The organism is Acidobacteriota bacterium, from assembly GCA_028874215.1.
Lineage (GTDB): Bacteria > Acidobacteriota > UBA6911 > RPQK01 > JAJDTT01 > JAJDTT01.
In genome coordinates this window covers 38,557-63,105 of sequence record JAPPLF010000028.1, presented here as the reverse complement: position 1 = coordinate 63,105, position 24,549 = coordinate 38,557, and the positions used below count along the sequence as shown (strand labels likewise).

Annotated in this window: 20 protein-coding genes and 1 riboswitch; of the genes, 6 read left to right on the top strand and 14 right to left on the bottom strand. The window is 62.7% G+C overall.

Features of this window, described 5'->3' with window-relative positions:
• Position 1: 1 nt before the first annotated feature.
• Positions 2-733, bottom strand: coding sequence for an SDR family NAD(P)-dependent oxidoreductase (locus OXT71_05750; protein MDE2925886.1), 732 nt, complete (start codon positions 731-733; stop codon positions 2-4).
• Positions 734-853: 120 nt separating this feature from the next.
• Here OXT71_05750 and OXT71_05745 point away from each other — a divergent pair, with 120 nt between their 5' ends.
• Positions 854-2,404: a CehA/McbA family metallohydrolase gene (locus tag OXT71_05745; protein ID MDE2925885.1), complete on the top strand. Its 1,551-nt coding sequence runs from the start codon at positions 854-856 to the stop codon at positions 2,402-2,404.
• A gap of 69 nt (positions 2,405-2,473) precedes the next feature.
• Here OXT71_05745 and OXT71_05740 read toward each other — a convergent pair whose 3' ends face one another.
• Positions 2,474-3,916 (bottom strand): tetratricopeptide repeat protein, encoded by a 1,443-nt coding sequence (locus OXT71_05740; protein MDE2925884.1) that lies wholly within the window; start codon positions 3,914-3,916, stop codon positions 2,474-2,476.
• Positions 3,917-4,195: 279 nt separating this feature from the next.
• Positions 4,196-4,301: riboswitch (TPP riboswitch) on the top strand.
• 52 nt (positions 4,302-4,353) lie between these two features.
• Between OXT71_05740 and thiC the strand changes: the two genes are divergently transcribed.
• A complete protein-coding gene (gene thiC / locus OXT71_05735) occupies positions 4,354-6,237 on the top strand; it encodes a phosphomethylpyrimidine synthase ThiC (GenBank protein ID MDE2925883.1) in 1,884 nt (627 codons plus the stop codon).
• Between the two features lie 88 nt (positions 6,238-6,325).
• Positions 6,326-7,975: a M28 family peptidase gene (locus tag OXT71_05730; GenBank protein ID MDE2925882.1), complete on the top strand. Its 1,650-nt coding sequence runs from the start codon at positions 6,326-6,328 to the stop codon at positions 7,973-7,975.
• Positions 7,976-8,022: 47 nt separating this feature from the next.
• Here the strand turns inward: OXT71_05730 and tpx are convergent, their stop codons facing one another.
• The gene (gene tpx / locus OXT71_05725; GenBank protein ID MDE2925881.1) at positions 8,023-8,538 is read right to left on the bottom strand and encodes a thiol peroxidase; all 516 of its coding nucleotides are present in this window, start codon (positions 8,536-8,538) and stop codon (positions 8,023-8,025) included.
• Positions 8,539-8,882: 344 nt separating this feature from the next.
• On the opposite strand from tpx, the gene OXT71_05720 reads away from it, so the two are divergent.
• Together OXT71_05720 and OXT71_05715 are read left to right on the top strand one after the other, a co-directional pair.
• Positions 8,883-9,221 (top strand): hypothetical protein, encoded by a 339-nt coding sequence (locus tag OXT71_05720; protein MDE2925880.1) that lies wholly within the window; start codon positions 8,883-8,885, stop codon positions 9,219-9,221.
• Between the two features lie 113 nt (positions 9,222-9,334).
• On the top strand, positions 9,335-10,240 hold the full coding sequence (locus OXT71_05715) for an ATP-binding cassette domain-containing protein (protein MDE2925879.1): 906 nt from the start codon (positions 9,335-9,337) through the stop codon (positions 10,238-10,240).
• A gap of 1 nt (position 10,241) precedes the next feature.
• Here OXT71_05715 and hisF read toward each other — a convergent pair whose 3' ends face one another.
• From hisF to OXT71_05670, 9 genes are all read right to left on the bottom strand, one after another.
• Positions 10,242-11,018, bottom strand: coding sequence for an imidazole glycerol phosphate synthase subunit HisF (gene hisF / locus OXT71_05710; protein ID MDE2925878.1), 777 nt, complete (start codon positions 11,016-11,018; stop codon positions 10,242-10,244).
• Entirely contained in the window at positions 11,008-11,727 is a 720-nt protein-coding gene (hisA, locus tag OXT71_05705; GenBank protein ID MDE2925877.1) for a 1-(5-phosphoribosyl)-5-[(5-phosphoribosylamino)methylideneamino]imidazole-4-carboxamide isomerase, read from the bottom strand. Before hisA ends, hisF begins: the two co-directional genes overlap by 11 nt.
• Positions 11,718-12,341, bottom strand: coding sequence for an imidazole glycerol phosphate synthase subunit HisH (hisH, locus tag OXT71_05700; GenBank protein ID MDE2925876.1), 624 nt, complete (start codon positions 12,339-12,341; stop codon positions 11,718-11,720). The genes hisA and hisH overlap by 10 nt, the downstream gene beginning before the upstream one ends.
• Positions 12,338-12,931 (bottom strand): imidazoleglycerol-phosphate dehydratase HisB, encoded by a 594-nt coding sequence (hisB, locus tag OXT71_05695; protein MDE2925875.1) that lies wholly within the window; start codon positions 12,929-12,931, stop codon positions 12,338-12,340. Before hisB ends, hisH begins: the two co-directional genes overlap by 4 nt.
• A gap of 41 nt (positions 12,932-12,972) precedes the next feature.
• The gene (gene hisC, locus OXT71_05690; protein MDE2925874.1) at positions 12,973-14,016 is read right to left on the bottom strand and encodes a histidinol-phosphate transaminase; all 1,044 of its coding nucleotides are present in this window, start codon (positions 14,014-14,016) and stop codon (positions 12,973-12,975) included.
• A 1-nt stretch (position 14,017) separates the two neighbouring features.
• Positions 14,018-15,331: a histidinol dehydrogenase gene (hisD, locus tag OXT71_05685; GenBank protein MDE2925873.1), complete on the bottom strand. Its 1,314-nt coding sequence runs from the start codon at positions 15,329-15,331 to the stop codon at positions 14,018-14,020.
• Between the two features lie 138 nt (positions 15,332-15,469).
• The gene (locus OXT71_05680) at positions 15,470-15,823 is read right to left on the bottom strand and encodes a YerC/YecD family TrpR-related protein (protein ID MDE2925872.1); all 354 of its coding nucleotides are present in this window, start codon (positions 15,821-15,823) and stop codon (positions 15,470-15,472) included.
• 295 nt (positions 15,824-16,118) lie between these two features.
• Positions 16,119-17,171 (bottom strand): 2-oxoacid:ferredoxin oxidoreductase subunit beta, encoded by a 1,053-nt coding sequence (locus OXT71_05675; GenBank protein ID MDE2925871.1) that lies wholly within the window; start codon positions 17,169-17,171, stop codon positions 16,119-16,121.
• 9 nt (positions 17,172-17,180) lie between these two features.
• The gene (locus OXT71_05670; GenBank protein ID MDE2925870.1) at positions 17,181-19,022 is read right to left on the bottom strand and encodes a 2-oxoacid:acceptor oxidoreductase subunit alpha; all 1,842 of its coding nucleotides are present in this window, start codon (positions 19,020-19,022) and stop codon (positions 17,181-17,183) included.
• Positions 19,023-19,143: 121 nt separating this feature from the next.
• On the opposite strand from OXT71_05670, the gene OXT71_05665 reads away from it, so the two are divergent.
• On the top strand, positions 19,144-19,890 hold the full coding sequence (locus OXT71_05665; protein MDE2925869.1) for an RNA methyltransferase: 747 nt from the start codon (positions 19,144-19,146) through the stop codon (positions 19,888-19,890).
• On the opposite strand, the gene OXT71_05660 is transcribed toward OXT71_05665, so the two are convergent.
• A complete protein-coding gene (locus tag OXT71_05660) occupies positions 19,805-21,166 on the bottom strand; it encodes a radical SAM protein (GenBank protein ID MDE2925868.1) in 1,362 nt (453 codons plus the stop codon). The two genes, OXT71_05665 and OXT71_05660, sit on opposite strands and share 86 nt — an antisense overlap.
• Positions 21,167-21,283: 117 nt before the next feature.
• Positions 21,284-24,541, bottom strand: coding sequence for a carbamoyl-phosphate synthase large subunit (gene carB, locus OXT71_05655; GenBank protein MDE2925867.1), 3,258 nt, complete (start codon positions 24,539-24,541; stop codon positions 21,284-21,286).
• Positions 24,542-24,549 lie beyond the last annotated feature (8 nt).

Here is a 24,549-nt window from a genome sequence, read left to right as displayed (position 1 = left end):
GTCAAGCATAGCCCTGAATCATGGGTGTGATAACGATTTCAGGAACGCAGGCTCGCGGCGGAAGCCCGGCCACCAGCAGGGCGCAAGCCGCCACGTCCTCGGAGCGAAGGATCCGCTCCCGGCGCTCGCGGGGAACCGGCTCCGGTCGGACGTCCAGGATGGGCGTATCCACCTCGCCGGGAAAGATCACGGTGGAGCGGATCCCGTGGACCCCTTCTTCCAGGTTGGTGGAGTGGGTCAGTCCCACCATCCCGTGCTTGGAGGCCACGTAGGCCACTCCCGCCACTTTGGCGGCCCGCTTCCCGGCAATGGAGGAGACATTGATGATGACGCCCCCTCCCAGCTCCTGCATACCCGGCAGGACGGCGCGGATGCAATTGAAGGCGCCGGTCAGGTTGACTGCCACGACCAGGTCCCAATCCGAAGGATCGATCCGAGCCAGACTTCTCACGACGGTGTTGATCCCGGCATTGTTCACCAGCAGGTTCACGGGCCCCAATCGGTCCCGGATCCGTGCGAAAACGCCGTCGACCTGATCTCGTGACGAGACGTCGCAGGCACAGGTCAGGACCCGGTCTCCCGGCAACCGGACGGCCACCTCCCGTAGTTTCTCCTCCCGCCGCCCGAGCAGAGCCACCGCGGCGCCCTCCCGGGCGAATGTCTCGGCCACGGCCCGGCCGATGCCTGTACCCGCCCCGGTCACCACCGCCACCTGATTCTCCAGAATACTCATCGGATTTCGTCTCCCTCAGTTGGCCCCAAGACCATCCCGACTTGGCGAAAACACACTTTTCTCATGGTCTCTTCTTGCAGTCCCGCCGTCCGGCCCCTAATCTCTTGGTGGAGGATAACCTTGAAAAAGCTCTCAACCAAGTTCTTGTTTCGAGTCTCTTTCCTGCTGGCGGGCGCGGCCTGCTGGTTCTTCCTGCAGGATCCGGGCGCGACCTTCTCCTCACACGACCAGGGACCCGACCCGGACGAGCGCTTCGTCCTGGAGACGGGTCAGCCGGTGGGTGAACTCTCGTTCGAGGTTCTGGAGGACCTGACCGGCGTCCACCTCCCATCAAGGCTCTACTTCGCCCATACCGACGGGCGGCCGGAAACTCCCGTGGTGGGACGCTTCGAGAACTACCTGGTGACGGCCTCCGGCCGGGAGCTGAAGACCATACCGGTGGGCCGGTACGACGTCTACGTGAGCCGCGGCATCGAATACACCCTGGACCACCAGGAGGTGGAGATCCTGGAAGGGAAACGGACCCATTTCACCTCCACCCTCTCCCGGGCCATCGACACCAGCGGTTTCATCTCGTCGGATTTCCACCTGCACCTCCAGTTCGCCATGCGGGACGGCGCCATCGTCTCGGCGGCGGCCGGACTGGACCTGCTCACCGCTACCGATCACAACATCCTCAAGGATTATTCTCCCTACATCGAGGAGTTGAACCTGGGCCGGTTCATGTCCTCGGTGGTGGGGTCGGAGATAGACACGGCGTTCGGTCACTTCAACAGCTTTCCCATGTCGCTGAACCGGTGGCAGGAACGATCGTATCGCTACTCCATTCATACTCCGGGAGAATTCCTCCGGCTGATGCGGCAGAACCCGGGCGACGAGATCGTGCAGATCAATCATCCCCGGTACGGCACGACCAAGGGAGGCTACTTCAACACGCGGCTCAACCGGGACACCGGAGAGATCGAGTATCCCTTCTTCGAGACCAGCTTCAATCAGGTCGAGGTCTACAACGCACTCACCGTATTGGAGGACCGGGAGAATCCTCGATTCGGCCGCAACCACAGGCTGGACCAGAATCTGAAGGACTGGTACAGCCTGCTCAACCGGGGGATCGCCATCACCGGCGTGGGCAACACCGACGCCCACCGCTATCCCAGCGAGTTGCCCGGATATCCGCGCAACTACGTCCTCTCGGACACGGACAAACCCTGGGAGATCGATCCCTACGAGGTGGTCGATGCGTTGAAGCGGGGCGCGTCATCCGCTTCGCTGGGCCCCTTCATCCGCTTCACCGTCGACGACGGCGTCCAGATGGGCTCCACACACACCGCCCGGGACGGCTCGGTGATGGTGCACGTCAATGTCCAGAGGGCCCCCTGGATTCCGCTGGACCGGGTGGAGATCGTGGCCAACGGCAAGGTGCTCAAGACACTCTCGACCGAGGAGGCGCCGGAGGGCACGCGGCACCATTGGGACATCGAGGTCAAAGCCGATCAAGACACCTGGCTACTGGTGCTGGCCACCTCCGACCGCCCCTGGGAGAAGCCGTTCTCCCATTTCAGCTCGTTCGCCTTCACCAATCCTATCTGGGTGGATTTCGACGGGAACGGATATTTCGATCCTCCCAATCCAGGATATCCGGCCAACGAAGCGGCCGAGCCAGCCGAGTAGGGGAATCAGGCGGGACCTGACGGAGATTTCAGTGGGTTTGACCCGGATTGGTGCGGGGCGGTCTAGCCCCTATTCAGGTTCCGCGGTTTCGATGCGCTGGGACAGGCCGGCGGCGACCTTCTGCGCTTCCGACACCTGATCGTCGGACATCTTGGGACTGAGCCAGTTCTTGGTCCGGATTGCATTCTCGTTGCCATTCTCCGAGGCCAGGATAATCCAGGCATAGGCCTGAACCTCGTCCTTCGGCACCCCCCAACCGTTGGCGTACATGACTCCCAGGTTGTTTTGGGCCCGGGCCTCGCCCTGCCGTGCGGCTTTCCGGTACCAGGTCACGGCTTCGCGATCGTCCTCCGGAACTCCCCAGCCATTGGCGTATCTGAAGCCCAGGTTGTATTGAGCGCCGGCGTCTCCCCGCTCGGCGGCCCGCCGAAACCACTTGAGGGCCTCACCGGCGTCCGCCTGCACGCCGCGGCCTTCCGAGTACATGTCGCCCAGACTGAATTGAGCGCCGGCTTCGCCCTGCTCGGCGGCCTTCCGGTACCAATTCGCGGCTTCGCCCACATCTTTGGGCACTCCCCGGCCCGAGGCGTACATGTCGCCTAGGTTGAATTGGCCGCCGGCGTCTCCCTGATCGGCGGCCATCTGATACCACTTCACGGCTTCCTGGTCGTCCTTCGAGACGCCGCGGCCGCTGGCGTACATGACGCCGAGGTTGTTCTGGGCGCGGGCCTGGCCTTTCTCGGCGGAACTCCGATACCACTTGACCGCCTCCGCAACATCCTCCGGCACGCCGCGGCCTTCCGAGTACATGTCGCCCAGGAACAGTTGCGCGCGGGCGTGGCCCTGCTCGGCGGCCATCTGGTACCACTTCGCCGCCTCGGCGGCGTCCTCCGGCACGTCCCAACCGTTGGCGTACCGGAACCCAAGGTTGTATTGGGCCCGGGCGTCTCCCTGCTCCGCCGCCTTCAGATACCACTTCACCGCCTCGCCCGGGTCCTTCGCCACGCCCCGGCCGATGAGGTACATGACGCCCAGGTTGTATTGCGCGCGGCCATGGCCCTGCTCGGCAGCTTTCAGGTACCACTTCGCCGCCTCGGCGGCATCCTTCAACACACCCCGGCCGTTGGCATACCTGACTCCCATGTTGTACTGAGCGCGGGCGTCTCCCTGCTCCGCCGCCTTCAGGTACCACTTTGCGGCCTCGGCGGCATCCCTCGGCACGCCCCGGCCCGTGACGTACATGACGCCCAGGTTGTATTGAGCCAGAGCGTCTCCTTGTTCGGCCGCTCTTCGATACCAATTCGCGGCCTCCTCAGGGTCCCTCGGCACGCCCCGGCCCGTGGCGTATCTGAAGCCCAGGTTGAACTGAGCGCCGACGTCTCCCTCTTCGGCGGCCTTGCGCAACTCTTCCAGGTCCTGGGCGCCGACGGTTCCGAGTTGAAATGCGGTCAGAATGGCGAGGGTGACGAGCCAGAGTGCATTTTGGCGCGGGCGAGTGCTACGCTGCGTCATCGTCGGCTTCAAATATAATACCGAAATCCAGCCCCATTGTCCGGGACCCTCCAGGCCCTGGTCACAAAAATCATATACATGGAGTGAAACGGTCACAAAAGAGCGGAGACGACGAAACGAATACGAACGAGACGTGTCTCCATGTCCGTCCAGCGGACGTCATCGTCTTGCAGAGGACTGATAAATCGGAGGTTATGCGGTTAGCGCCCGCGGCGGTCTCTTGAAAGCGCACCGGCCCTCCGATAACATGACCGGTCGAGTCCCGGCTTGCGGGCCCGAAACCAACTTTGGGGGAGCTGAAGCCCGGCTGAGAGGATGGAAGTGATCCATCGACCCCATGAACCTGTTCGGATAATGCCGGCGTAGGGAATGTCTTTCCTCACAACCCATTCTCCCCGCGACCTTCCCGCCGGCGGCGTTGGAACGAGGATTCTTTCATGAGCAAGAGAAGATCCAAGAACGGCAACGGATCAGTCAATCTTCCCAATCCCATTCGGCCGTTCCCGGCTTCCCGAAAGGTCTACGTGCAAGGGAGCCGGAGCGACCTGAGAGTGCCCATGCGGGAGATTCAACTGAAGGGAGGCCAGAGCAACGGTCACGCCGCGTCCGGGGCCTCCCGATTCACCGTCTACGACACCTCGGGACCCTACACCGATCTGAACGCCACCCCTCAGATCAGCCACGGCCTTTTCCCCATCCGTCTTCCCTGGATTCGGGAACGGCAGGACACGGTGGAGCTTCCTCGGCCCAGCTCCGGATACGTCCGGGAGCGCGCCGCAGATCCCCGGCTGAAAGAGGTCTCGTTCCCCCCGCGCAGGAACCCGTTGCGGGCCCGACCGGGCGGCAACGTAACGCAGATGCATTACGCCCGCAAAGGGATCGTGACGCCTGAGATGGAGTTCATCGCCATCCGGGAAAACGCACGCCGATCCCAGTTCGGATCCCAACCGGTGGACGACCGCCTTCGTTCCCAACATCCGGGGAATTCGTTCGGCAGCTCGATCCCCCACGACATCACGCCCGAATTCGTGCGGGACGAAGTGGCCCGGGGGCGGGCCATCATTCCGTCCAACATCAACCACCCGGAGTTGGAGCCCATGATCATCGGGCGCAACTTCCTGGTGAAGATCAACGCCAACATCGGCAATTCGGCGGTAGGTTCGTCGGTCCAGGAAGAAGTCGAGAAGATGGTCTGGGCCACCCACTGGGGATCCGACACGGTAATGGACCTTTCCACCGGAGCCAACATCCACGAGACTCGGGAGTGGATCATCCGAAACTCTCCGGTTCCCATCGGCACCGTGCCCATTTACCAGGCCTTGGAGAAGGTGGGCGGGCGGCCCGAGGAACTGACTTGGGAACTGTTTCGCGACACTCTGGTGGAGCAGGCCGAACAGGGGGTCGACTACTTTACGATCCACGCCGGAGTGCTGTTGCGCTACGTGCCGCTGACGGCGAACCGGATGACCGGGATCGTCTCCCGCGGAGGCTCCATATTGGCCAAGTGGTGCCTGACGCATCATGCCGAGAACTTCCTCTACACCCACTTCGAAGACATCTGCCAGATCATGAAGGCGTACGACGTCTGCTTCAGCCTGGGCGACGGGCTGCGGCCCGGCTCCATCGCCGACGCCAACGACGAGGCCCAGTTCGCCGAACTCAGGACCCTGGGAGAGCTGACCCGGATCGCCTGGGAGAACGACGTGCAGGTCATGATCGAAGGACCCGGACACGTCCCCATGCACCTGATCCGGATCAACATGGAGAAGGAACTGGAGGAGTGCAGCGAGGCGCCCTTCTATACTCTGGGTCCCCTGACCACCGACATCGCCCCTGGATACGACCATCTGACCTCGGCCATCGGCGCCGCCATGATCGGCTGGTACGGTTGCGCCATGCTCTGCTACGTCACCCCCAAGGAGCATCTGGGACTGCCTGACAGGAACGACGTGAAGGAGGGAGTGCTGGCGTACAAGATCGCGGCTCACGCCGCCGATCTGGCCAAGGGGCATCCCGGGGCCCAGGCCCGTGACAACGTCCTGTCCCGGGCCCGCTTCGAGTTTCACTGGGAAGACCAGTTCAACCTTTCTCTCGATCCCGAACGAGCCCGGGAATACCACGACGAGACCCTTCCGGCGCAGGGGGCCAAGGTCGCCCACTTCTGTTCCATGTGCGGACCTCGATTCTGCTCCATGCAGATCACCCAGGAACTTCGCGAATATGCACGGGAACGGGGTCTGGACCATCAGGCCGCGCTGGAGGCGGGACTCCAGGACAAGTCTCAACAGTTCCGGGAGGCTTCGGAAGGGGTCTACCCTTGACCGCCGCGCACCGGGAACGAGTGGTCATCCGAGGGCATCGGGTTTGCCGCTTGCGCCTGGGCGGCTCCCTCTCCAGGCTGGTTCGAACGTGACCCGATTCCGGGCGTCGAATCTGGTGCTTCTGGCAACCGGCTCCCTCCTGGCCATTTCCTTTTGTATCGCCGGCCTCACCGACGATCTCGGCGAGGGGGGCGTTTCCAGCATCAGCGAATCCGACCTGAGGTCGACGGTCGCGTTTCTGGCCTCGGAGGAACTCCAGGGGCGCCGCCCCGGATCTCCGTTCGGCCGGGTCGCGTCGCGGTACCTCGCCCACCGGTTCCAACTGTTGGGTCTGGAACCGGCCGGTGACGGGGATTCCTACTTCCAGCACTTCAGGCTGGTGCGGATGGAGCTGGGCGAGCGCAACTCCCTGGAGATCCGGCTACCGGACGGCGCTTCCCCAAGGAAGCCCGAGCTGTTCTCAGAATTCTGCCCGGACCCCCTGTCGGCCCGGGGCCCGTCCCGCGGCCCGGTGGTCTTCGCCGGCTACGGCATCGTGGCACCCGAGTTGGGATATGACGACTACGACGGTCTCGACGTCAGGGACAGGGTCGTCATGGTGGTGCGTCACGAGCCCGGCGAGAAGGATCCGGAGAGTCCCTTCCAGGGAGTCGTCGCCACCGAGCACAGCTTGACGCGCGAAAAAATCCTCAGGGCTCAGGAACGGGGGGCTGCCGGCGTTCTCCTGGCGCCGCACGCGCTCCATCACACCCAACGGAGAGGGCTCAAGCGATTGGCCCGGTACTTCTGGCCCGAGCAGGGTCTCACCCGCCGGCATTCCCTGGAGATCTGGTCTGACGCCGTCACCATCCCGGTGCATTACGTCTCCGCCGAGTTGGCGGATTCCATGTTGGAAACGCAGGGAACGACTCTGAAGGAAATCCAGCAGAAGATCGATCGGGACTATCGGCCTCAGAGCCTGGTTTTGGAGGGCGTGGAAGCGCGCCTGGAATCGGAAACGGCGCCCCATACGACGGAGGTTCGCAACGTCCTGGCCACTCTCCCGGGAGTCGATCCCCGGCTCAACCAGGAGGTGGTGGTGGTGGGAGCCCATTTTGACCATCTCGGCGCCGACCAAGGAGAGGTCTACTACGGCGCCGACGACAATGCCAGCGGCACGGCGGGTCTTCTGGAAATTGCGGAAGCCTTCGCCCGGAACACGCAGGGGCCCCGGCGCTCCGTCCTCTTCGCCGGTTGGGACGCCGAAGAATCAGGCTTGCTGGGCTCCTACTACTATGTGGCGCGGCCCACCTATCCCCTGGAACGGACCGTCGCCAAGTTCCAAATGGACATGATCGGCCGCGACCAGGAGGTCCCCGACTCCCAGGACCGCCGATTTCAGGGCCTGGAGCAGCAGAGTGCGAAACAGAACCGGAACTCGGTGAACGTCCTGGGCTACAGCCGAAGCAGCGATCTGCGGGACCGGGTCCGGGAAGCCAACCGCCGGGTCGGGTTGGAGCTGCGTTTCCGCTACGACGATCACGCCATGAGCCTGATTCGGCGCAGCGATCACTGGCCCTTCCTGGCCCACGGGGTTCCGGCGGCCTTGTTCCACACCGGACTCCATCCGGACTACCACCGGACTTCGGACACGGTCGACAAACTCAATTTCGCCAAGATGGAAAAGGTGACGCGACTCGTGTATCTCACGGCCAGGAGGACGGCCGACGCAGTCTCGAAACCCCGGCTAAACCCGTAGCGGGCACCGCGGCAGCGGTCCGGAAACCTAGTCGCAATTCTACGCGCCTAACCGGCGCCGGCGATGGCGTCCAGAGCAGCGTCGTAGTCCGGCTGCTCGGTCACCTCACCGACATATTCGACGTGCCGGATCACCCCTTCGGCATCGACCACGAACAGGGCGCGGCTGGCCAAGCGCAACTCCTTGATCAAGGTCCCGTAGTTCTGCGTGAACGACGCCTCTCGGTGATCGGAAAGCATGGAGAGGTTCTTGACGCCGGCGGCGGAACACCAGCGGCTCTGGGCAAAGGGAAGATCCATGCTGATGGTGTAGATCTTCACGCCCGGCAGTTTCGCTGCTTCCTCGTTGAAGCGCCTGGTCTGCGTGTCGCAGACGGGCGTATCCAGCGAGGGGACCACGCTGAACACGCGCACGGAATTCCCGGTGTCGGAAAGTGTGACCGGGGTCAGGTCGGTAGAGAGGGCCTGGAAATCGGGAGCTGGGCTTCCCGCTTCGAGTTCAGGTCCCACCAGGGTGAAGGGATTGCCTTTGAGCGTCACTGCATTGGATCTTTCAACCGTCATATTCGCCTCCTTGGTGGAGGGGGCATTCTAACACGCCGGTGAAGAAGTGGGAGCAAGGAAGAAAGCCGGCCGGAGAAAAGCCCTTTACGTCCCCCCGCTTTCATTCCATCCATGGCTCCCCGTCCGGCCCGTCACCCCCGATCGGTAGAATCGCAGGCGCTGGTCGCGGGACCCGAATCAAGGTCCCGCTGTCTTAACGGATTGAGGGGGAGCCACCGGGCCCCATTGCCCCGGTCCGACCCGAGTATTTGAAATAACGAAACTTTTTTACTCAAAATTGCATCAAATAAGATATTAGAAGCGGTTTCGCCCACGGGCGGCTTGGATAGAAAGTGGCGTTAGCAATGAAGACTTCGGTAATCGAAAGCGAGGGTTTGTACCCCAAGACCAGAAAGCCGGATGCCTCCCTCAGGAATCTCGCTCTGGGAATTCTGCTGCAGGCATTCCGAGATATCGTAGCTCCCAAGAAGTCTGCCAGCAAAGAATGGAAACTCTGGCGCCAGGATGCCCTGGATTGGTTCTCGTCCGAAGAGAAAGATCCGGGAAGCTTCTTGTGGGTCTGCGACGTCCTGGCCTTGAGCCCCAAGGAACTGCGGGAGTGGCTGGACCTGTACAACAGTTGCGACCAGGATCAGCAGCGGGAAATGGCGCGAAAGCTGACCCGCTTTCAGATCCGCCATTAGTTTCCGCCGAGCACCGAATCGGAGCATGCCGGGAGCATGTGACCGGGAAGCAGCACCGTCCGCGCCTGTGCGGACGCCGTTGAATACGGTGACCATTTTGGCCTGGGGCTGATATGTTCAACAGCCCCCTTCTTGTTCTTGTCTGCAGCCTTCTGGCGCTGGCTCTCGCTTTGCTGATCCTGGCGATCAGAAGGCGCCGGTGGGCACGGACCGTTTCCGCTGGCGTCGCCTCGAGTCCTTCCGAGCCGGCGCCGCAGGAGTCCTCCCTCCCCCTCATCGAGTTGAACGACGTCTACAAATCCTTTGGCTCACAGAAAGTCCTGAACCGGGTGAGCTTGAAGATCCAACGCGCCGAAACCCTGGGGATCCTGGGGATGAGCGGGGGCGGCAAGAGCGTCATGCTCCAGCTCATCGTCGGGTTGCTCTGGCCGGACCAGGGCGAAATTCGTTTCAAGGGCCGGAGTCTGGAAGAGATGAGTGAAAGTGACCTGCTGGACGTTCGCAGACGGGTCTCCTACGTCTTCCAAAGCGGCGCCGTCTTCGATTTTCTCAGCGTGGGCGAGAACATCGCCTTTCCCTTGCGGGAACGGGGCATGGCGGACGAGGAGCAGATCGACCGGCGTGTCGAAGAGTTGTTGGACGCCGTGGAGCTGGAAGGGATGGGAGACCAGGAGTACGACGAGTTGAGCTTGGGCTCCAAGAAGCAGGTGGCGATCGCTCGCGCCATCGCCACCAATCCTGAGGCGATCCTTTACGACGAGCCCACCACGGGGGTGGACCCCATGATCGGCAAGACGCTGTCCCGCCTGATCCGCAAGCTGAACCTCCAGAACAACCTCACCTCGGTGGTGGTCACCCACGACCTGCAGTGTCTGGCCACCGTGTCCGACCGGATCATTCTGCTCAAGGACGGCCGTATCCATTTCGAAGGAGACCTGGAGGCGCTTTACTCCTCATCCGACCCCTTCGTGCAGGCGTTCATCACGGGCCGGCATCCGGACGGGATGATTGAGAACTGAGTCACTTGGCGGCGACCCGGGGAACCGGACGAACCGGGATTCCGCGTTCCGCCAGGAACTCCTTCACGGCGGCGATGGAGTACTGGTCGTAATGGAAGATGCTGGCCGCGAGGATGGCGTCGGCCCGTCCGATCCGGACCCCGTCCAAGAGATGTTGCGGAGAACCGGCTCCGCCCGAGGCGATGACCGGAATCCGGACCAGTGAATCGACCTTCTGCAACAACTCCAGGTCGTATCCGGACTGGGTCCCGTCACGATCCATGGAGGTGAGGAGAATCTCGCCGGCCCCCAGCTCGGCGCCTCGCCGGATCCATTCCAAACCGTCCCAATCGGTCTCGTAGCGTCCGCCCCCGATGTAGACCTTCCACGACTTTCCGTGCCGTTTCACGTCCACCGCCAGCACGATGCATTGGGCGCCGAAGGCCCGGGAGGATTCCCGGATCAGTTCCGGCCGCTTGACCGCCGCGCTGTTCATGGACACCTTGTCGGCCCCCGCCCGAAGCAGTTCCCGGATTCGCGCCAGCGAGGTGATCCCTCCTCCGACGGTAAAGGGTATGAAGATGGAGTCGGCGACTCTTCGGACCCAGTGCAGGGTCGTCTTCCGCTCCTCGACGGTTGCGGTGATGTCCAGGAACACCAACTCGTCCGCTCCCTCCCGGTAATACCGCCGGCCCAGCTCCACCGGGTCCCCGGCATCCCTCAGGTCCACGAAATGGATGCCTTTGACCACGCGCCCGCCAGCGACGTCGAGGCACGGAATGATGCGCTTAGCCAACACGAGCCATCTCCTCCAATGAGATCTTCCCCTCGTAGAACGCCCGGCCGATAATGGCTCCCCCCACACCCATTCCGTCGAGCCTGGAAAGGTGCCCGGGTGTCGTGACGCCGCCGGCCGCCACCAGCAACACGTGAGCAGGCAACAATCCCAAGATTGTCCGGCAGGCTGCGTACCCGGGGCGTTTGAGCATTCCGTCCTGTTCCACGTCGGTGCAGATGATCTGCTCGATGCCCCAGTCCAGAATTCTCCGGAGCACGGCCTCCAACGCCAGGCTGCTCTCCCGCTCCCAACCCTGCGCCTGGAGGCGGCCGCGGCGCAGGTCGACACTCACGATGAAGGGAGAGGGTCCCCATTTGGAGATCCATCCCTCCACCCTTTCCGGGGTCTCCAGGACCGACGTGCCGAGGATCAGATGGCCGGCGCCCCAGTCCAGGAGCTGGGAGACATCCGCTTCCTCACGAATGCCGCCGCCGATCTGGACGGTGGCCCGCACTCGGGAGAGAATCCTGCGGATCGAATTCCGGTTGCGGCCTTCCCCAAAGCGGGCGCCTTCCAGGTCCACCACGTGAATTCGCGTCAGACCCGCCTCCTGGAACTCCAGGGCCTGGTCCACCGGGTCCCCCGAGTAGACCTTCTGGCGATGGAATTCGCCTCGAACCAGGCGCACGCATTTTCCATCCACCAGATCGATGGCCGGGATTACGAGCATGGCTCACCCACCGCGACAAAGTTCTTGAGCACCCGGAGCCCCGGCTCGCCTGACCGCTCCGGATGAAACTGGACGCCCCAGAAATTCTTCCGGGAAACCATGGAGGCGAAGGAACCGGAATAGTCGGTGACCGCCACCGTCTCGGCCGAACCGGAAGGAGCGTAGTAGCTGTGCACGAAATAGAAGTAGGAATCGTCAGGAATGCCGTCGAGCAACCTGCCTGCACCCGCCTCGGCCGGCGAAGAACCGCTGCGCCGGATCTGGTTCCATCCGATATGAGGCACCTTGACCCTGGAATCGTCGAAGCTCCGCACGCGGCCGCCCATGACCCCCAGACAGGGGGTGTCCTCCTCGTCGGAGACGTCGAACAGGATCTGCAGACCCAGGCAGATCCCCAGGAACGGAACCCGGAGCCGTTGAATGACCGGGACCAGTCCCTGCTCCCGCAAGGAATCCATGGCGGCCCGGGCCGAGCCCACTCCGGGAAGGATCACCTTGGAAGCCCTTGCGACCCGCTCGGGATTCCCGGAAAAGACGAAGTCCACACCCAGATAGGCCAAGGCGTTGCCCACGTTGTAGAGATTTCCAGCCTCGTAATCCACGACGACGATCATAGACTCCCCTTGGTGGAGGGGATCTTCCCTCCGGCGTCGGGATCGAGACTCACGGCAGTGCGCAGAGCCCGGCCGAATCCTTTGAACATGGCCTCGATCCGATGGTGTTCGTTCTCTCCCGGATTGAGGAACTGGATGTGGAGGTTGGCGCCCGCCTCGACGGCGAGTGACCGGAAGAAATGCGGCGCCATTTCGGTGGCCAGGTCTCCCACTTTCTCTCTCGCGGGGCGGTAGTCGGTATGGAAAGCGAAGCGGCCTCCCAGATCCAGGGCCACCGCCACCAGGACCTCGTCCATGGGCAGCAATGTCCACCCGTAGCGGCGGATTCCCCGCTTCTCTCCCAAGGCCTGTTTCAACGCCTGACCCAGGACGATCCCCACGTCCTCGATCAGGTGATGGCCGTCGACCTGCAGGTCTCCGTCGCCCCGGACCCGGAGATCCATGGAAGAGTGCAAGGCCAACAGCTCCAGCATGTGACTCAGGAAGCCGGCCTCCAACCGGGCCGAGAAGCGGCCCTGGCCGTCCAGATTCAGCTCGATCCGAACCTGGGTTTCTCTGGTTTTTCGATCGACCAATGCTGTTCTCTTCACCGTTTTTTCTCCGCTGTTGATCCCTGAGGACGACTGGAGACTCAGGGCAGAATTCGACGCAACTCCCTCAGAAACAGGTCGTTTTCCTCCCGAGTGCCGACGCTCACCCGGATGCATTCGGACAACCCGGGCAGATCGCTGCGGTCCCGGACCACGATACCCGCCTCCCGGAGCTTCCTGCAGATGGAGCCGGCTCCAGGGCAGTCGAACAGGAGAAAATTGCTTTGAGACGGAAAGATCCGCCCCAGGCCCGGAATCGCGGCCAGCTCTCGAGCCAACCGCTCCCGCTCCCGGCGGATCCCCCGCCAGGTGTCCCTGTGCCGCTCCCAACCATCCAGGGCTTCCAACCCCTTTTGCATCACCAGCGAGCTGAGATTGTAGGGCGCCTTGACCTTGAGGAAAAAAGAGGTCACCAGGGGGCTCGCCACCGCGTATCCCAGCCTCAGGGCCGCCCTGCCGAACGCCTTCGACAGCGTCCTCATCACCACCAGATTCGGATAGACCTCCACCTGTTCGACCAGAGACGGAGTCTCGGAGAACTCCACGTAGGCCTCGTCCAGCACGACGATCCCCTTCCATTCCCGGCACAGCTTCAGAATCTGCCCGGTTCCCAGAAGATCGCCGGTCGGATTGTTGGGGGAACAGAGAAACGCCACCTTCACCGAAGCCGGCACCTCCTTCAGGAAGGCGTCGGCATCGAGACGTTGGGCCCGGTCCAGGCGCGACTCGACGAGAGAGACTCCGAAGGTCTGCGCCATGACCCGGTACATCCCGTAGGTGGGCTCGACGACGGCAACCTGGTCCTCACCGGGCTGGCAGAAGATCTTGAAGATCCAGTCCAACACCTCGTCCGATCCGCAACCGGCCACCACCTGCTCGGGACGGGCGCCGGTGTAGGCCGCCAGCGCTTCCCTCAGTCGGGTCTGGTTGGGATCCGGATAGCGGTTCAGTTGGATCCCCCGCCAGTCCACTGGGAAAGGACTCTCGTTGGCGTCCAGCAGAACACCCTCCTGCACTTCGTCGCGGGCCGACCGGTAGGCCTTGAGTTCCAGGATGTTCCGTCTCACCAGTTCGCGTACCTGCATCTCAGTCTCCCGCCGGAATCCGCCCGGCTTCCCCGCTTCCGATCCGCACCTCGACCGCCCGCCGATGTCCCTCCAACTGTTCCAGCTCGGCCATCACCTCCAAGGTGGGGGCCAGCGAGCGGAGCCCTTGCCGGCTCAATTCCTGGAATGTGATCTGCTTGACGAAACTGTCCAGGGAGACTCCCGAAAAACTCCGGGCCAGACCCGAGGTGGGCAGCGTGTGGTTGGTCCCCGAGGCGTAGTCCCCCGCCACCTCGGGAGACCAGGGACCCAGGAAGACCGATCCGGCGGCTTGAACCCGTGCAACCCATCGTTTCGGCTCGCGCACCTGAAGGATCAGGTGCTCCGGCGCATACCGATTGGCGAACTCCAAGGCCTCCTCCAGCGACGAGGTCCGCACTGCGAAACTCGATCCCAGAGCCGCCGCTGCCATATCCCGCCGTGGGAGGTCCCCGAGGCGGAGGTCCAATTCCCGTTTGACTCGATCGATGACCTCAAGCGAAGGTGAGACCAGAATGGCCAGGCTGTCGGCTCCGTGCTCGGCCTGGGAGATGAGGTCCGCGGCCACGAAGCCGGGTCGAGCCGTATCGTCCGCCACCACCAGGACCTCGCTGGGACCAGCCACCATGTCGATGGCGACTCCCCGCTGTTGGGCCAACAGCTTGGCCGTTTGAACGACGGGACTGCCGGGTCCCAGGATCTTGTCCACCCGGGGCACCGAAGAGGTGCCGAAACAGAGGGCCGCGATGGCCTGGGCGCCGCCAATCCGGAACACCTCGCGGACCCCGGCAATGGACGCGGCCGCCAGAACCTCGGGAGTCACCGAGCCGTCGCCGCGCGGGGGCGTGCAGAGGACCACTCGCGGACAACCGGCCAACATTGCGGGGACTCCAAGCATCAGAACGGTGGAAGGGAGGACGGCCGTTCCACCCGGCACATAGAGGCCGACTCTTTCGATGGGCCGCTGTTCCCGCCAGCAGGTGATTCCCGGCTCCACCTCCAGGATGCCTTCCCTCAGACCCTGGGCGGCGTGAAACGCCCGTATGTTGGACGCCGCCCGTTGCAGGGCCTCCAGCCGGACGGGCGACACCTGTCCCAGGGCCGATTCGAACTCCGTCCTCGCGACCCGGGGCTCCCGGATCTCCGCCCTGTCGAATCGGAGGGTGTACTCCCGGACGGCATCGTCACCCTTCTCTTCGACAGCCGAGAAAATCCGGCTGCAGACCTTGAGAAGGTCCGGGTCTCCTACGGGGTTGCGGCGGCAAAGATTCGAGATCTGTCTGCCGGACAACCGCGAATAGTCGTAAACGTTCATCTCAACGCACCTGCGCTCTGCCGTCGTTTCCGCTCCCCTCCAAGAGAAAGGAGGGGCGATTTCCAATCGCCCAGTCTTCGTCGCCAAGTTTGTCACATTGGAGTTCGGCGATCGGAAACCGCCGCTCCTTTGCTTCTTCTATCGGGCGTCCGGCGGACCGGGCCGGTGGGGAATCTCCTTGGACCCCGCTTGCGGCGGTTCGATTCCACCCAATCGCCGGATCATCAACCGGTAGCCGCCTTCGCCGTATCGAAGCCAATGGGCGATCCGGGTGATGGTCGCCGTGCTGACTCCCGTGAGCCGATGGATCTCCCGGTAGGGGATCTCCCGCGCCACCAACCGGGCGACCTGCCAACGTTCGGCCATGGCCGTGAGTTCCCCCATGGTACAGAGATCTCGAAAGAAGAGGGCGTACTCCTCTCTGCCCTTGAGACGGGACATGGCGTCGAAGAGCTCCCAGAGAGCCTCGTTCTCCTCCAATATGGTTTCCATGTGATAACATGTTAACACAAAATAACACGGAAGACCAGCGGGGCGTGCAAGTCGCCTCATGACCGGACACTGGCCGTCCCGAACCGGCGCGCCATTGCCCCTCTTGCGTAGACCAAAGGGTTTTCCACAGCTTTTCCACAGAGATCGGATTTGGGTTGTGGAACATCGACCGGACCTTGCCCGACTCTTGGCATTGACCGGGGGAACCCGCCGGACCTGTGACCAGGGCTGAGCCGACAGTGGGGGGTGCTCGAAAGTCAGGGACCGGATAGCGGCCGGACCGCCGGAGGGCGAACTACATCAGGTCCTGCATGACCTGTTGCAGGACCTCCGGACCCGGCTTGACCTTTTCGTGGGGCAGCGACACCAGAGGTTCGTCACACAGGTTCAGCGTGTCCAGGAACGACTTGGCCACCGGATTGACGTAGATGAGACCGGTCAACAGTTCCGAGTCAGCGGCGGAACTGTGGAGCAGGCGCACGGCCTCCCGGCGATTCATGGGATCGTAGTCCATGTCCAACTTGCGCAGCCGGATGACGGACCCGTCATGCATCTCCACATCCCTCGCTTCACCCTCCGGGTAATCCACCGCGGCGATGGGCTCGAAGCCGGGGATGAAATCGATCTGGTGCAGCAACTCCTCATGTTCCTTGGCCCAGGAGTAACTCTTGGTCGATCCGGGATGATTGTTGAAGGTCACACAGGGGCTGATCACGTCGAGCATGGCGGTTCCACTGTGGCTGAGCGCCCCCTTCAAGAGCGCCACCAGTTGCTTGGGGTCTCCGGCAAACGAACGAGCCACGTAGGAGCACCCCATCTCGATCGCCAGCGAACAGCAGTCCATGGCCGGCAATTCGTTGACCACACCGGTCTTGAGCGTGGAGCCGTCGTCGGCGGTCGCCGAGAACTGCCCCTTGGTGAGGCCGTAGACGCCATTGTTCTCAATGACGTAGATCATTGGCACGTTGCGGCGCAGCAGATGGCAGAACTGGCCCAGACCGATGGAGGCCGTGTCCCCGTCTCCGCTCACCCCGATGCAGACGAGACCACGATTCGCCAACATGGTTCCCGTGGCGACTGAAGGCATGCGTCCGTGGACGCTGTTGAAGCCATGCGACGCGTTCATGAAATACGCCGGCGTCTTGCTGGAGCAGCCGATGCCGCTCATCTTGGCCACGGAGTACGGGTTGACGCCGATCTCGTAGAAGGCCCGGATAATCTGGTTGGTGATGGCGTCGTGGCCACACCCCGAGCACAGCGTCGACGGGTGACCCCGGTAGGCGGAGCGGGACAACCCGATACGGTTGGTTTTCTTTGGCTTCCTTGGCGCCCTTGTACGTAATGCCATGGTGTAATTTCAGGATGGACGCTCTGCAGCGATCACCTGTTCGGTGACGAAACGGGCATCCAGCGGAAGTCCGGTGTAGTGACAGATTTTGCGAATCTTGGTGCCCGCCTCTCCCAACTCCAGTTGGATCAGATCGGCCATCTGGCCGTCCCGATTCTGCTCGACGACGTATACCCTCCGGCAAACGGCGACGAAGTCCTTCAACGCGGAACTCAACGGCAGGGCTCTAAGCCGGAGGTAATTGATCTCGATCCCAAACTCCTCAAGAAGCTGGTCCCGGCACTCCCCCATGGCCGAGTCCGACGACCCGTAGGCGATGATGCCGATCACCGCCTCTTCTCGCAAGTCGACCACGGGCTGCGGCACCAGCTCCCTCGCCGTATCGTACTTTCGCTTCAGACGGTCCATGAGCTGGACGTAGTCCTCGGGCCGCTCACTGTAGCCGGCACTGTCGTTGTGGCCGCTCCCGCGGGTGAAATAGGAGGCCAGGGGATGTTCCGTGCCCGGAAGCGTGCGATAGGGGATTCCGTCCCCGTCCAAGTCGCGGTAACGGGCAAACTCCCCGGCGCGCTCCAAGTCGGCCGCCGTCAGGACCTTCCCCCTGTCCGGTGGCTCGGTGGGATATTCGAAGGGATCGCACATCCAGTTGTTCATGCCCAGATCCAGATCCGAGCCGACGAAGACCGGCTGCTGCAGCCGCTCCGCCAGGTCGAAAGCCTGCCGGGCCATCTCGAAACACTCCTCCATGTCCCCGGGCAGCAGGACAGGATGAGCCGTGTCCCCGTGCGAGAGGCTGTGCAACGCCAGGATGTCGCCCTGGGCGGTGCGTGTCGGCAGGCCCGTGCTGGGACCGACCCGCTGAACGTCGAAAATAACGCACGGGATCTCGGCAAAATAGGCCAGTCCCGTAAATTCGCTCATCAACGAGATGCCCGGACCCGAGGTCGAAGTCATGGATCTGGCGCCCGACCATCCGGCCCCGATGGCCATACCGAGGGCCGCCAACTCATCCTCGGCCTGGACGACTGCAAAGGTGGCTTTTCCCGTCTCGGGGTCGGTTCGATACTGCTGCAGGTAATTGGTGAGAGCTTCTCCCAGACTGCTGGCCGGGGTGATGGGATACCAGGTCACCACGGTGACTCCACCGAACATGGCGCCGAGGGCGCAGGCGGAATTTCCGTCGATGATGATCTTGCCCCGGGTCTTGTCCATCCTTTCCAGCCGGTACGGATCGCGCTTGGGAAGATGATCCCTCACATACTGAGCCCCCATGTGGGCAATCCGGATGTTCAGGTCGATGGCTTTCTGCTTCTTCTTGAACCACTTGGCGATCGCCACCTCCACCTGTTCCATCTCGATGCCCAGCAACTCGGCCACGGAACCCACGTAGGCCATGTTGGCCACCAACTTGCGCAGTCTGGGAATCCGAACCACTTCCGCCGCCAACTTGCTGAACGGAACGGGATAATAGATCAAGTCATCCCGGATCCCGGAGAGCTTGAGACGCTCTTCGTAGAGCACGACCCGGCCCGGGTCCAGCGTTTCCACGTCCTCACGGGCCGTCTGCACGTTCATCGCAATCAGGATGTCCACTTCCCGCTTGCAGCCGACGTAGCCTCGTTTGGATGCGCGAATGGTGAACCACGTGGGCAGTCCCGCGATATTGGAGGGGAATAGGTTCTTGCCGCTGGTGGGGATGCCCATCTGGAAGATGGACCGCATCAGCACGTTGTTGGAGCTCTGGCTTCCGGAACCGTTCACCGTGGCGACCTGAATACTGAGGTCGTTCACCACGCTGGTCTGGACGCCTTCCTGCTGGGGAACGAAGGTTTGGGTCTGTGCGATGGCCAAATTGATCTCCACCGAAACCGGGGGCAGCCTCTACCCCGCAAACGCCCGATCATTTTAGCAAACTACCAGGACAAAGCACTCGGAATACGCATTCTTCTTTGTTGTAGACTTTCGGGCCAGGATGCCCAGGGACCATCTCCACTTCATTCTGGTCCGAACCCGGTTCGCCTCCAATCTGGGCGCGGCCGCCCGCATCCTGAAGAACATGGGATTCAGCCGCCTGGTCCTGATCCGGCCCCGTTGCGAGGTCGGGGCCGAGGCCCGCATGATGGCCATGAAGGGAGCCGATCTGGTGGACCACGCCGTCTACTATCCCTCCCTCCGCGAGGCGAAGCGGGAGATTCGGATTATGGCAGGGACCACGGCGAGATCGCCGAAGACAGGAACCCGCCGCGTCGGCAGCCGCACGCTGGCCGGCGAACTGGCCCCCCGATACGGGTCCGCACCGCTGGGCATCGTTTTCGGACCCGAAGACAACGGCCTGTCGAGGGACGAGCTCCGGCTCTGTGAATGGCTGGTGGAAATCCCCACGTCCGGGGACTATCCGGTCCTGAATCTGGCTCAGGCAGTGGGCCTCGTGGCCTACGACCTCCACATGGCGGGTCTTGAGCCGGATGATTCTCCGTTTCTGAACCTCGCAGACCCGGCGGAATTCCGGTCGTTGATCGCTCGCCTGGAGATCGTCCTCAGATCGGCCGGCCTCCCCCCGCACCTGTCCCGGCAGCGGATCCTGGCCCGCTTGAACAGAATCCTGGGACGCGCGCAGTTGGAAAAGGAGGACGTCAAGCTGCTGAGGAGTTTGCTGACCCTGGTTTCCCGTTCCCGTCGGGGGAATCGCCGGGCCGGACCGCAGGCGCTTCACGAATGACGTCCATGAAGGAAGAGACGGAAAAAACGGCATTGCCGATGCCCGGTTTGCCGTAACCCGGCGGGACCGGGAGCCGGTAACGTTCATGGGTGTCCCGCCAGACCCTCAACAGCCCCAGGTGATACTCGAGAGGGGCTCCTCCGGGATTGGACTTCCCCAGAACGCTCAGCGGTTCCGGACACCAAGTGGTAAAACGGGGCGCCACGCCTCGGCTCATGAAGAAATCGAGACCCTCGCCGGTGGAGGCCAGCGCCTCCTCGACGCTGGTGAATCCGGCGGGCTGAGCCATCTCGATTCCGGCGACGAAATTGGGGATGACGTGGGACGGGCCGAACACCTCGGCCGCATCCAGGATCCGCCGAATCCACTCGTCCCGTCCGATGTATTGGGCCTTGCCCGGACAGATGATCTCGAAGAGCCTGGCGTCCCACACCTCGTAGTTGGGATGGTAGATCCGGACGCCGGCATCCTTGAAGCGCCGGACCGACTCCCGGGACAGCGCCTGGACCACCACCTTGCCCAGCCAGCGGCCCGGAAACCGCTCTTCGATGGCTTCCGGGTAGCGGACGTAAAAGTCGATCTCCTCCTGGCCATCCAACTTTGAGGTGATGCTGCCCCCGGTCACCGTGTAGGCCTTGCTGATCGAATCGGTGTCCTGAATGATCTCGAGCGCCTCCAGAATCTCCTCAATCGTCTTCACGCCGGTATAGGAACGGCCCGACCTTCGCTGCTGCCGATAGTTCTCGTTGATGTCGCAGAACTGGCACTCCACCTTGCGTCCGAAGTACTGGCAGATCCGGAAGACGGTGAGATAGAGGAGATACCCCCATTCGATGCTCGGCGCGATGTCGGTTATGGGCTTGCCGCTGGCAAGTGTGGACTTGTAATACTCGGGAACCGCCGGAAACTCCACGCCGCAGATCTCCACTCCATCCAGGATCAGGATCAGCCTCCCGTCCTCTGAGCAGTCGATGCGGTAGGGGGACCCCGGATTCAGCCGGACCGAAACGATGGTTCGCCGGAAATTCCCCGCCCCGCCGGTCAGGCAGATCTCTTCGGGCGCATGCAGGTTCTCCTGCTGCTCCATCGCGGTGATGGGCACGAGATCGAAGGAGAAGATGAAATAGGCCTTGGGTTTGTACCCGGACGCGATGGCCAGGGCATCCTTGGAAAAAGCGATCCCCGTTCGCAGGAGGTCCTCTTTGATGACGACTTCGCGCGGCAGGTCCCGATATTTCGCGGCCAGCGATTCGACCAGATCCAGGCGTGGGCTCACAAAGCGTTAATGTAACAAAAAAGGGAGGAGAACGGCGTCGGGGCGCCCCTGCCGGCCCCTCTATCCGGTTTTATCTCCTTGACTCTTCACCCCATGCCCTCCCCGACCCCGGGACTGTCAGCGCTGGAACAGGGATTCCGCCGGATTGTTGCGGAGTTCATGGTACTCCTGAAGGCTCTTGATCCGGATCTCTTCCCGCTGCAGTGCCCGGATGGCGCTGACGGCCGCGGCCGCGGCAGAGAGCGTGGTGATGCAGGGGGTGCCGTACTGGATGCATGCCCGCCGAATGGCCTTTTCGTCGAAGAAGGACTCCCGGCCCAAGGGGGTGTTCACCACCAGGTGGATCTTCTTGCTCTTGATCAGATCCACCACGTTGGGCCGCCCCTCGTTCACCTTGTAGACCGTCTCCACTTCCATTCCCGACAGCGCCAGGACCTTGGCAGTGCCGCTGGTGGCCACCACCTGGAAACCCAGGCGCTGAAAATCCTGGGCGATGGTGATGACGTAGCGCTTGTCCCGCTCGTTGACGCTCAGGAAGACGACTCCGGACTTTGGCAGGTGGTTGCCGGCGCTGGTCTGAGCCTTGGCGTAAGCGTATCCGAAGGACTCGTCTCCCCCCATGACCTCCCCCGTCGACCGCATTTCCGGTCCCAGGATCGTGTCGACGCCGGGAAACTTGGCAAAGGGAAAAACCGGGGTCTTCACGAAGCAACTGGTGACGTCCAGATCCCGAGTCAGCCCCAGCTCGGAGAGCTTTCTTCCGATCATGAGCCTGGCGCCCACCTTGGCCAGCGGGATTCCGGTGGCCTTGCTCACGAAGGGGATGGTGCGGCTGGCCCGCGGGTTCACCTCCAGGACGTAGACGCGCTCCTCCACCACCGCGAACTGAATATTCATGAGGCCCACGACCTGGAGCGCTTCCCCCAGGCGCCGCGTGTAGTCCCGCATGGTCTCCAGGTGCTCTTCCTCGATGATGATGGGCGGCAGGACCGACGTGCTGTCCCCCGAGTGGATGCCCGCCTCCTCGATGTGCTCCATGATCCCGGCGATGATCACGTTCTCGCCGTCGGCCAGGGCGTCCACGTCATATTCCCGGGCATCTTCCAGGAACTTGTCGATCAGGATGGGGCGTTGGGGCGAGACGTCCACGGCTGAGCTGACGTACCCGTCCAGAGAGGCCTCGTCATAGACGATGGCCATGGCTCGCCCGCCCAGCACGTAGGAGGGTCGAACCAGGAGCGGGTAACCGATACGGCGGCCGATCTTGCGCGCCTGCTCGATGGACAGGGCGGTGCCGTTCTCGGGCCGGTTGATGCTCAGTTCCCGAAGGAGCCGCTCGAAACGCTCCCGATCCTCGGCCAGGTCGATGGACTGGGGAGAGGTTCCGACGATGGGAACCCCGGCCTCGAAAAGGGGCAGCGCCAATTTCAGAGGGGTCTGACCGCCCAACTGAACCACGACGCCGTCCGGTTGTTCCCGCTGCACCACCGCCATCACGTCCTCGAAGGTCAAGGGCTCGAAGTAGAGGCGGTCCGAGGTGTCGTAGTCGGTGGAAACCGTCTCCGGGTTGCAGTTGACCATGATGGTCTCGTACCCCTCCTCCTTGAGAGCGAAGGAGGCGTGGCAGCAGCAGTAGTCGAACTCGATCCCCTGACCGATCCGGTTGGGTCCACTCCCCAGGATCACGATCTTCTTGCCGTCGCCCGGGTCCGCTTCATCCTCGAACTCGTAACTGGAATACATGTAAGGCGTGTAGGACTCAAACTCGGCCGCACAGGTGTCGACGCGCTTGAAGACAGGACCGATTCCGTGGTCTCTCCTGAATTTCCAGACGTCTCGTTCGGTAACGGCGCGACTCCCGGATTCCCGGTTGCGGCTCAGGATCTGAGAAAGCCAAAGGTCGGAGAAGCCGTTTTTCTTGGCGCGAGCCAGCCTGGCCGGACCGAGGGTCTCCGGACGGTTCCCCTCGAGTTCCTTGATCTGGTTCAGCAGCCGCTCGATCTGCTGCAGAAACCAGTGATCGATGCCGGTGAGCTCGAAGATCCGGTCCCGGGTGTATCCATGCTCGAAGGCCAGGAAAACGTGAGCGAGACGGCTCGGATTGGGACGAACCAAGTGCTCGTTGATGCGCGTGGGACAGGTCTGCTCGGCAAACAGCGTCTTGTCCGTCTCCAGGGACCGGACTCCTTTGAGAAGGGCTTCGCGGAAGGTCCTGCCGATGGCCATCACTTCCCCGACCGACTTCATCTGCGTCCCCAGCAACGGTTCGGATTGGGGAAACTTCTCGAAATTCCAGCGCGGAATCTTCACGACCACGTAGTCCAAGGTGGGCTCGAAGGAGGCGGGCGTCTTGAGGGTGATGTCGTTGGGAATCTCATCCAGCGTGTAACCCACCGCCAGCTTCGCAGCGACCTTGGCAATGGGAAAGCCGGTGGCCTTGGAAGCCAGCGCCGAACTCCGGCTCACCCGGGGATTCATCTCGATGACCACCATTCGCCCGTCGTCCGGATTGACGGCGAACTGGATGTTCGAGCCGCCCGTGTCCACTCCGATCTTGCGGATGATTTGGATGGCCGCATCCCGCATCGTCTGGTATTCCCGGTCGGTGAGGGTCTGTGCGGGAGCCACGGTGATGGAATCCCCGGTGTGGACACCCATGGGATCGAAATTCTCGATGGAGCAGATGATGACCACGTTGTCGTTCAGGTCGCGCATCACCTCCAGCTCGAATTCCTTCCATCCCAGAACCGATTCTTCGACCAGGATCTCGCCGATGGGCGAAAGCTGGATTCCCCGGTCCGAGATCTCCTGAAATTCCTCGGTGTTGAAGGCGATGCCGCCGCCGGTGCCTCCCAACGTAAAGGAGGGACGGATCACGGCGGGAAGCCCCACCTTTTCCAGAATCTCCTGGCTCTCCTTCAAACTGGTGGCAAAACCGGAACTGGGGACCTGGAGCCCGATTTCCTCCATGGCCGCGCGGAAAAGGCGCCGGTCCTCCGCCATCTGAATCGCATCCAGATTGGCGCCGATCATGTCGACGCCCATCTCCCGGAGCAGGCCGCTCTCGCTGAGTTGAACCGAGACATTGAGGCCGGTCTGCCCGCCCACGGTGGGCAATATGGCATCGGGGCGTTCCCGCCTGATGATTTCGCCGACGTATTCCGGCGTCAGCGGCTCCACGTAGGTCCGGACCGCGACTTCCGGGTCGGTCATGATGGTGGCGGGGTTGGAGTTGACCAGGATGACCTGGAACCCGTCCTGCATCAGGGCCTTGCAGGCCTGGGTCCCGGAATAATCGAACTCGCAGGCCTGGCCGATGACAATGGGGCCCGAGCCGATGATCAGGATCTTCTCAATGTCGTCTCGCCTGGGCATGCCTGCTG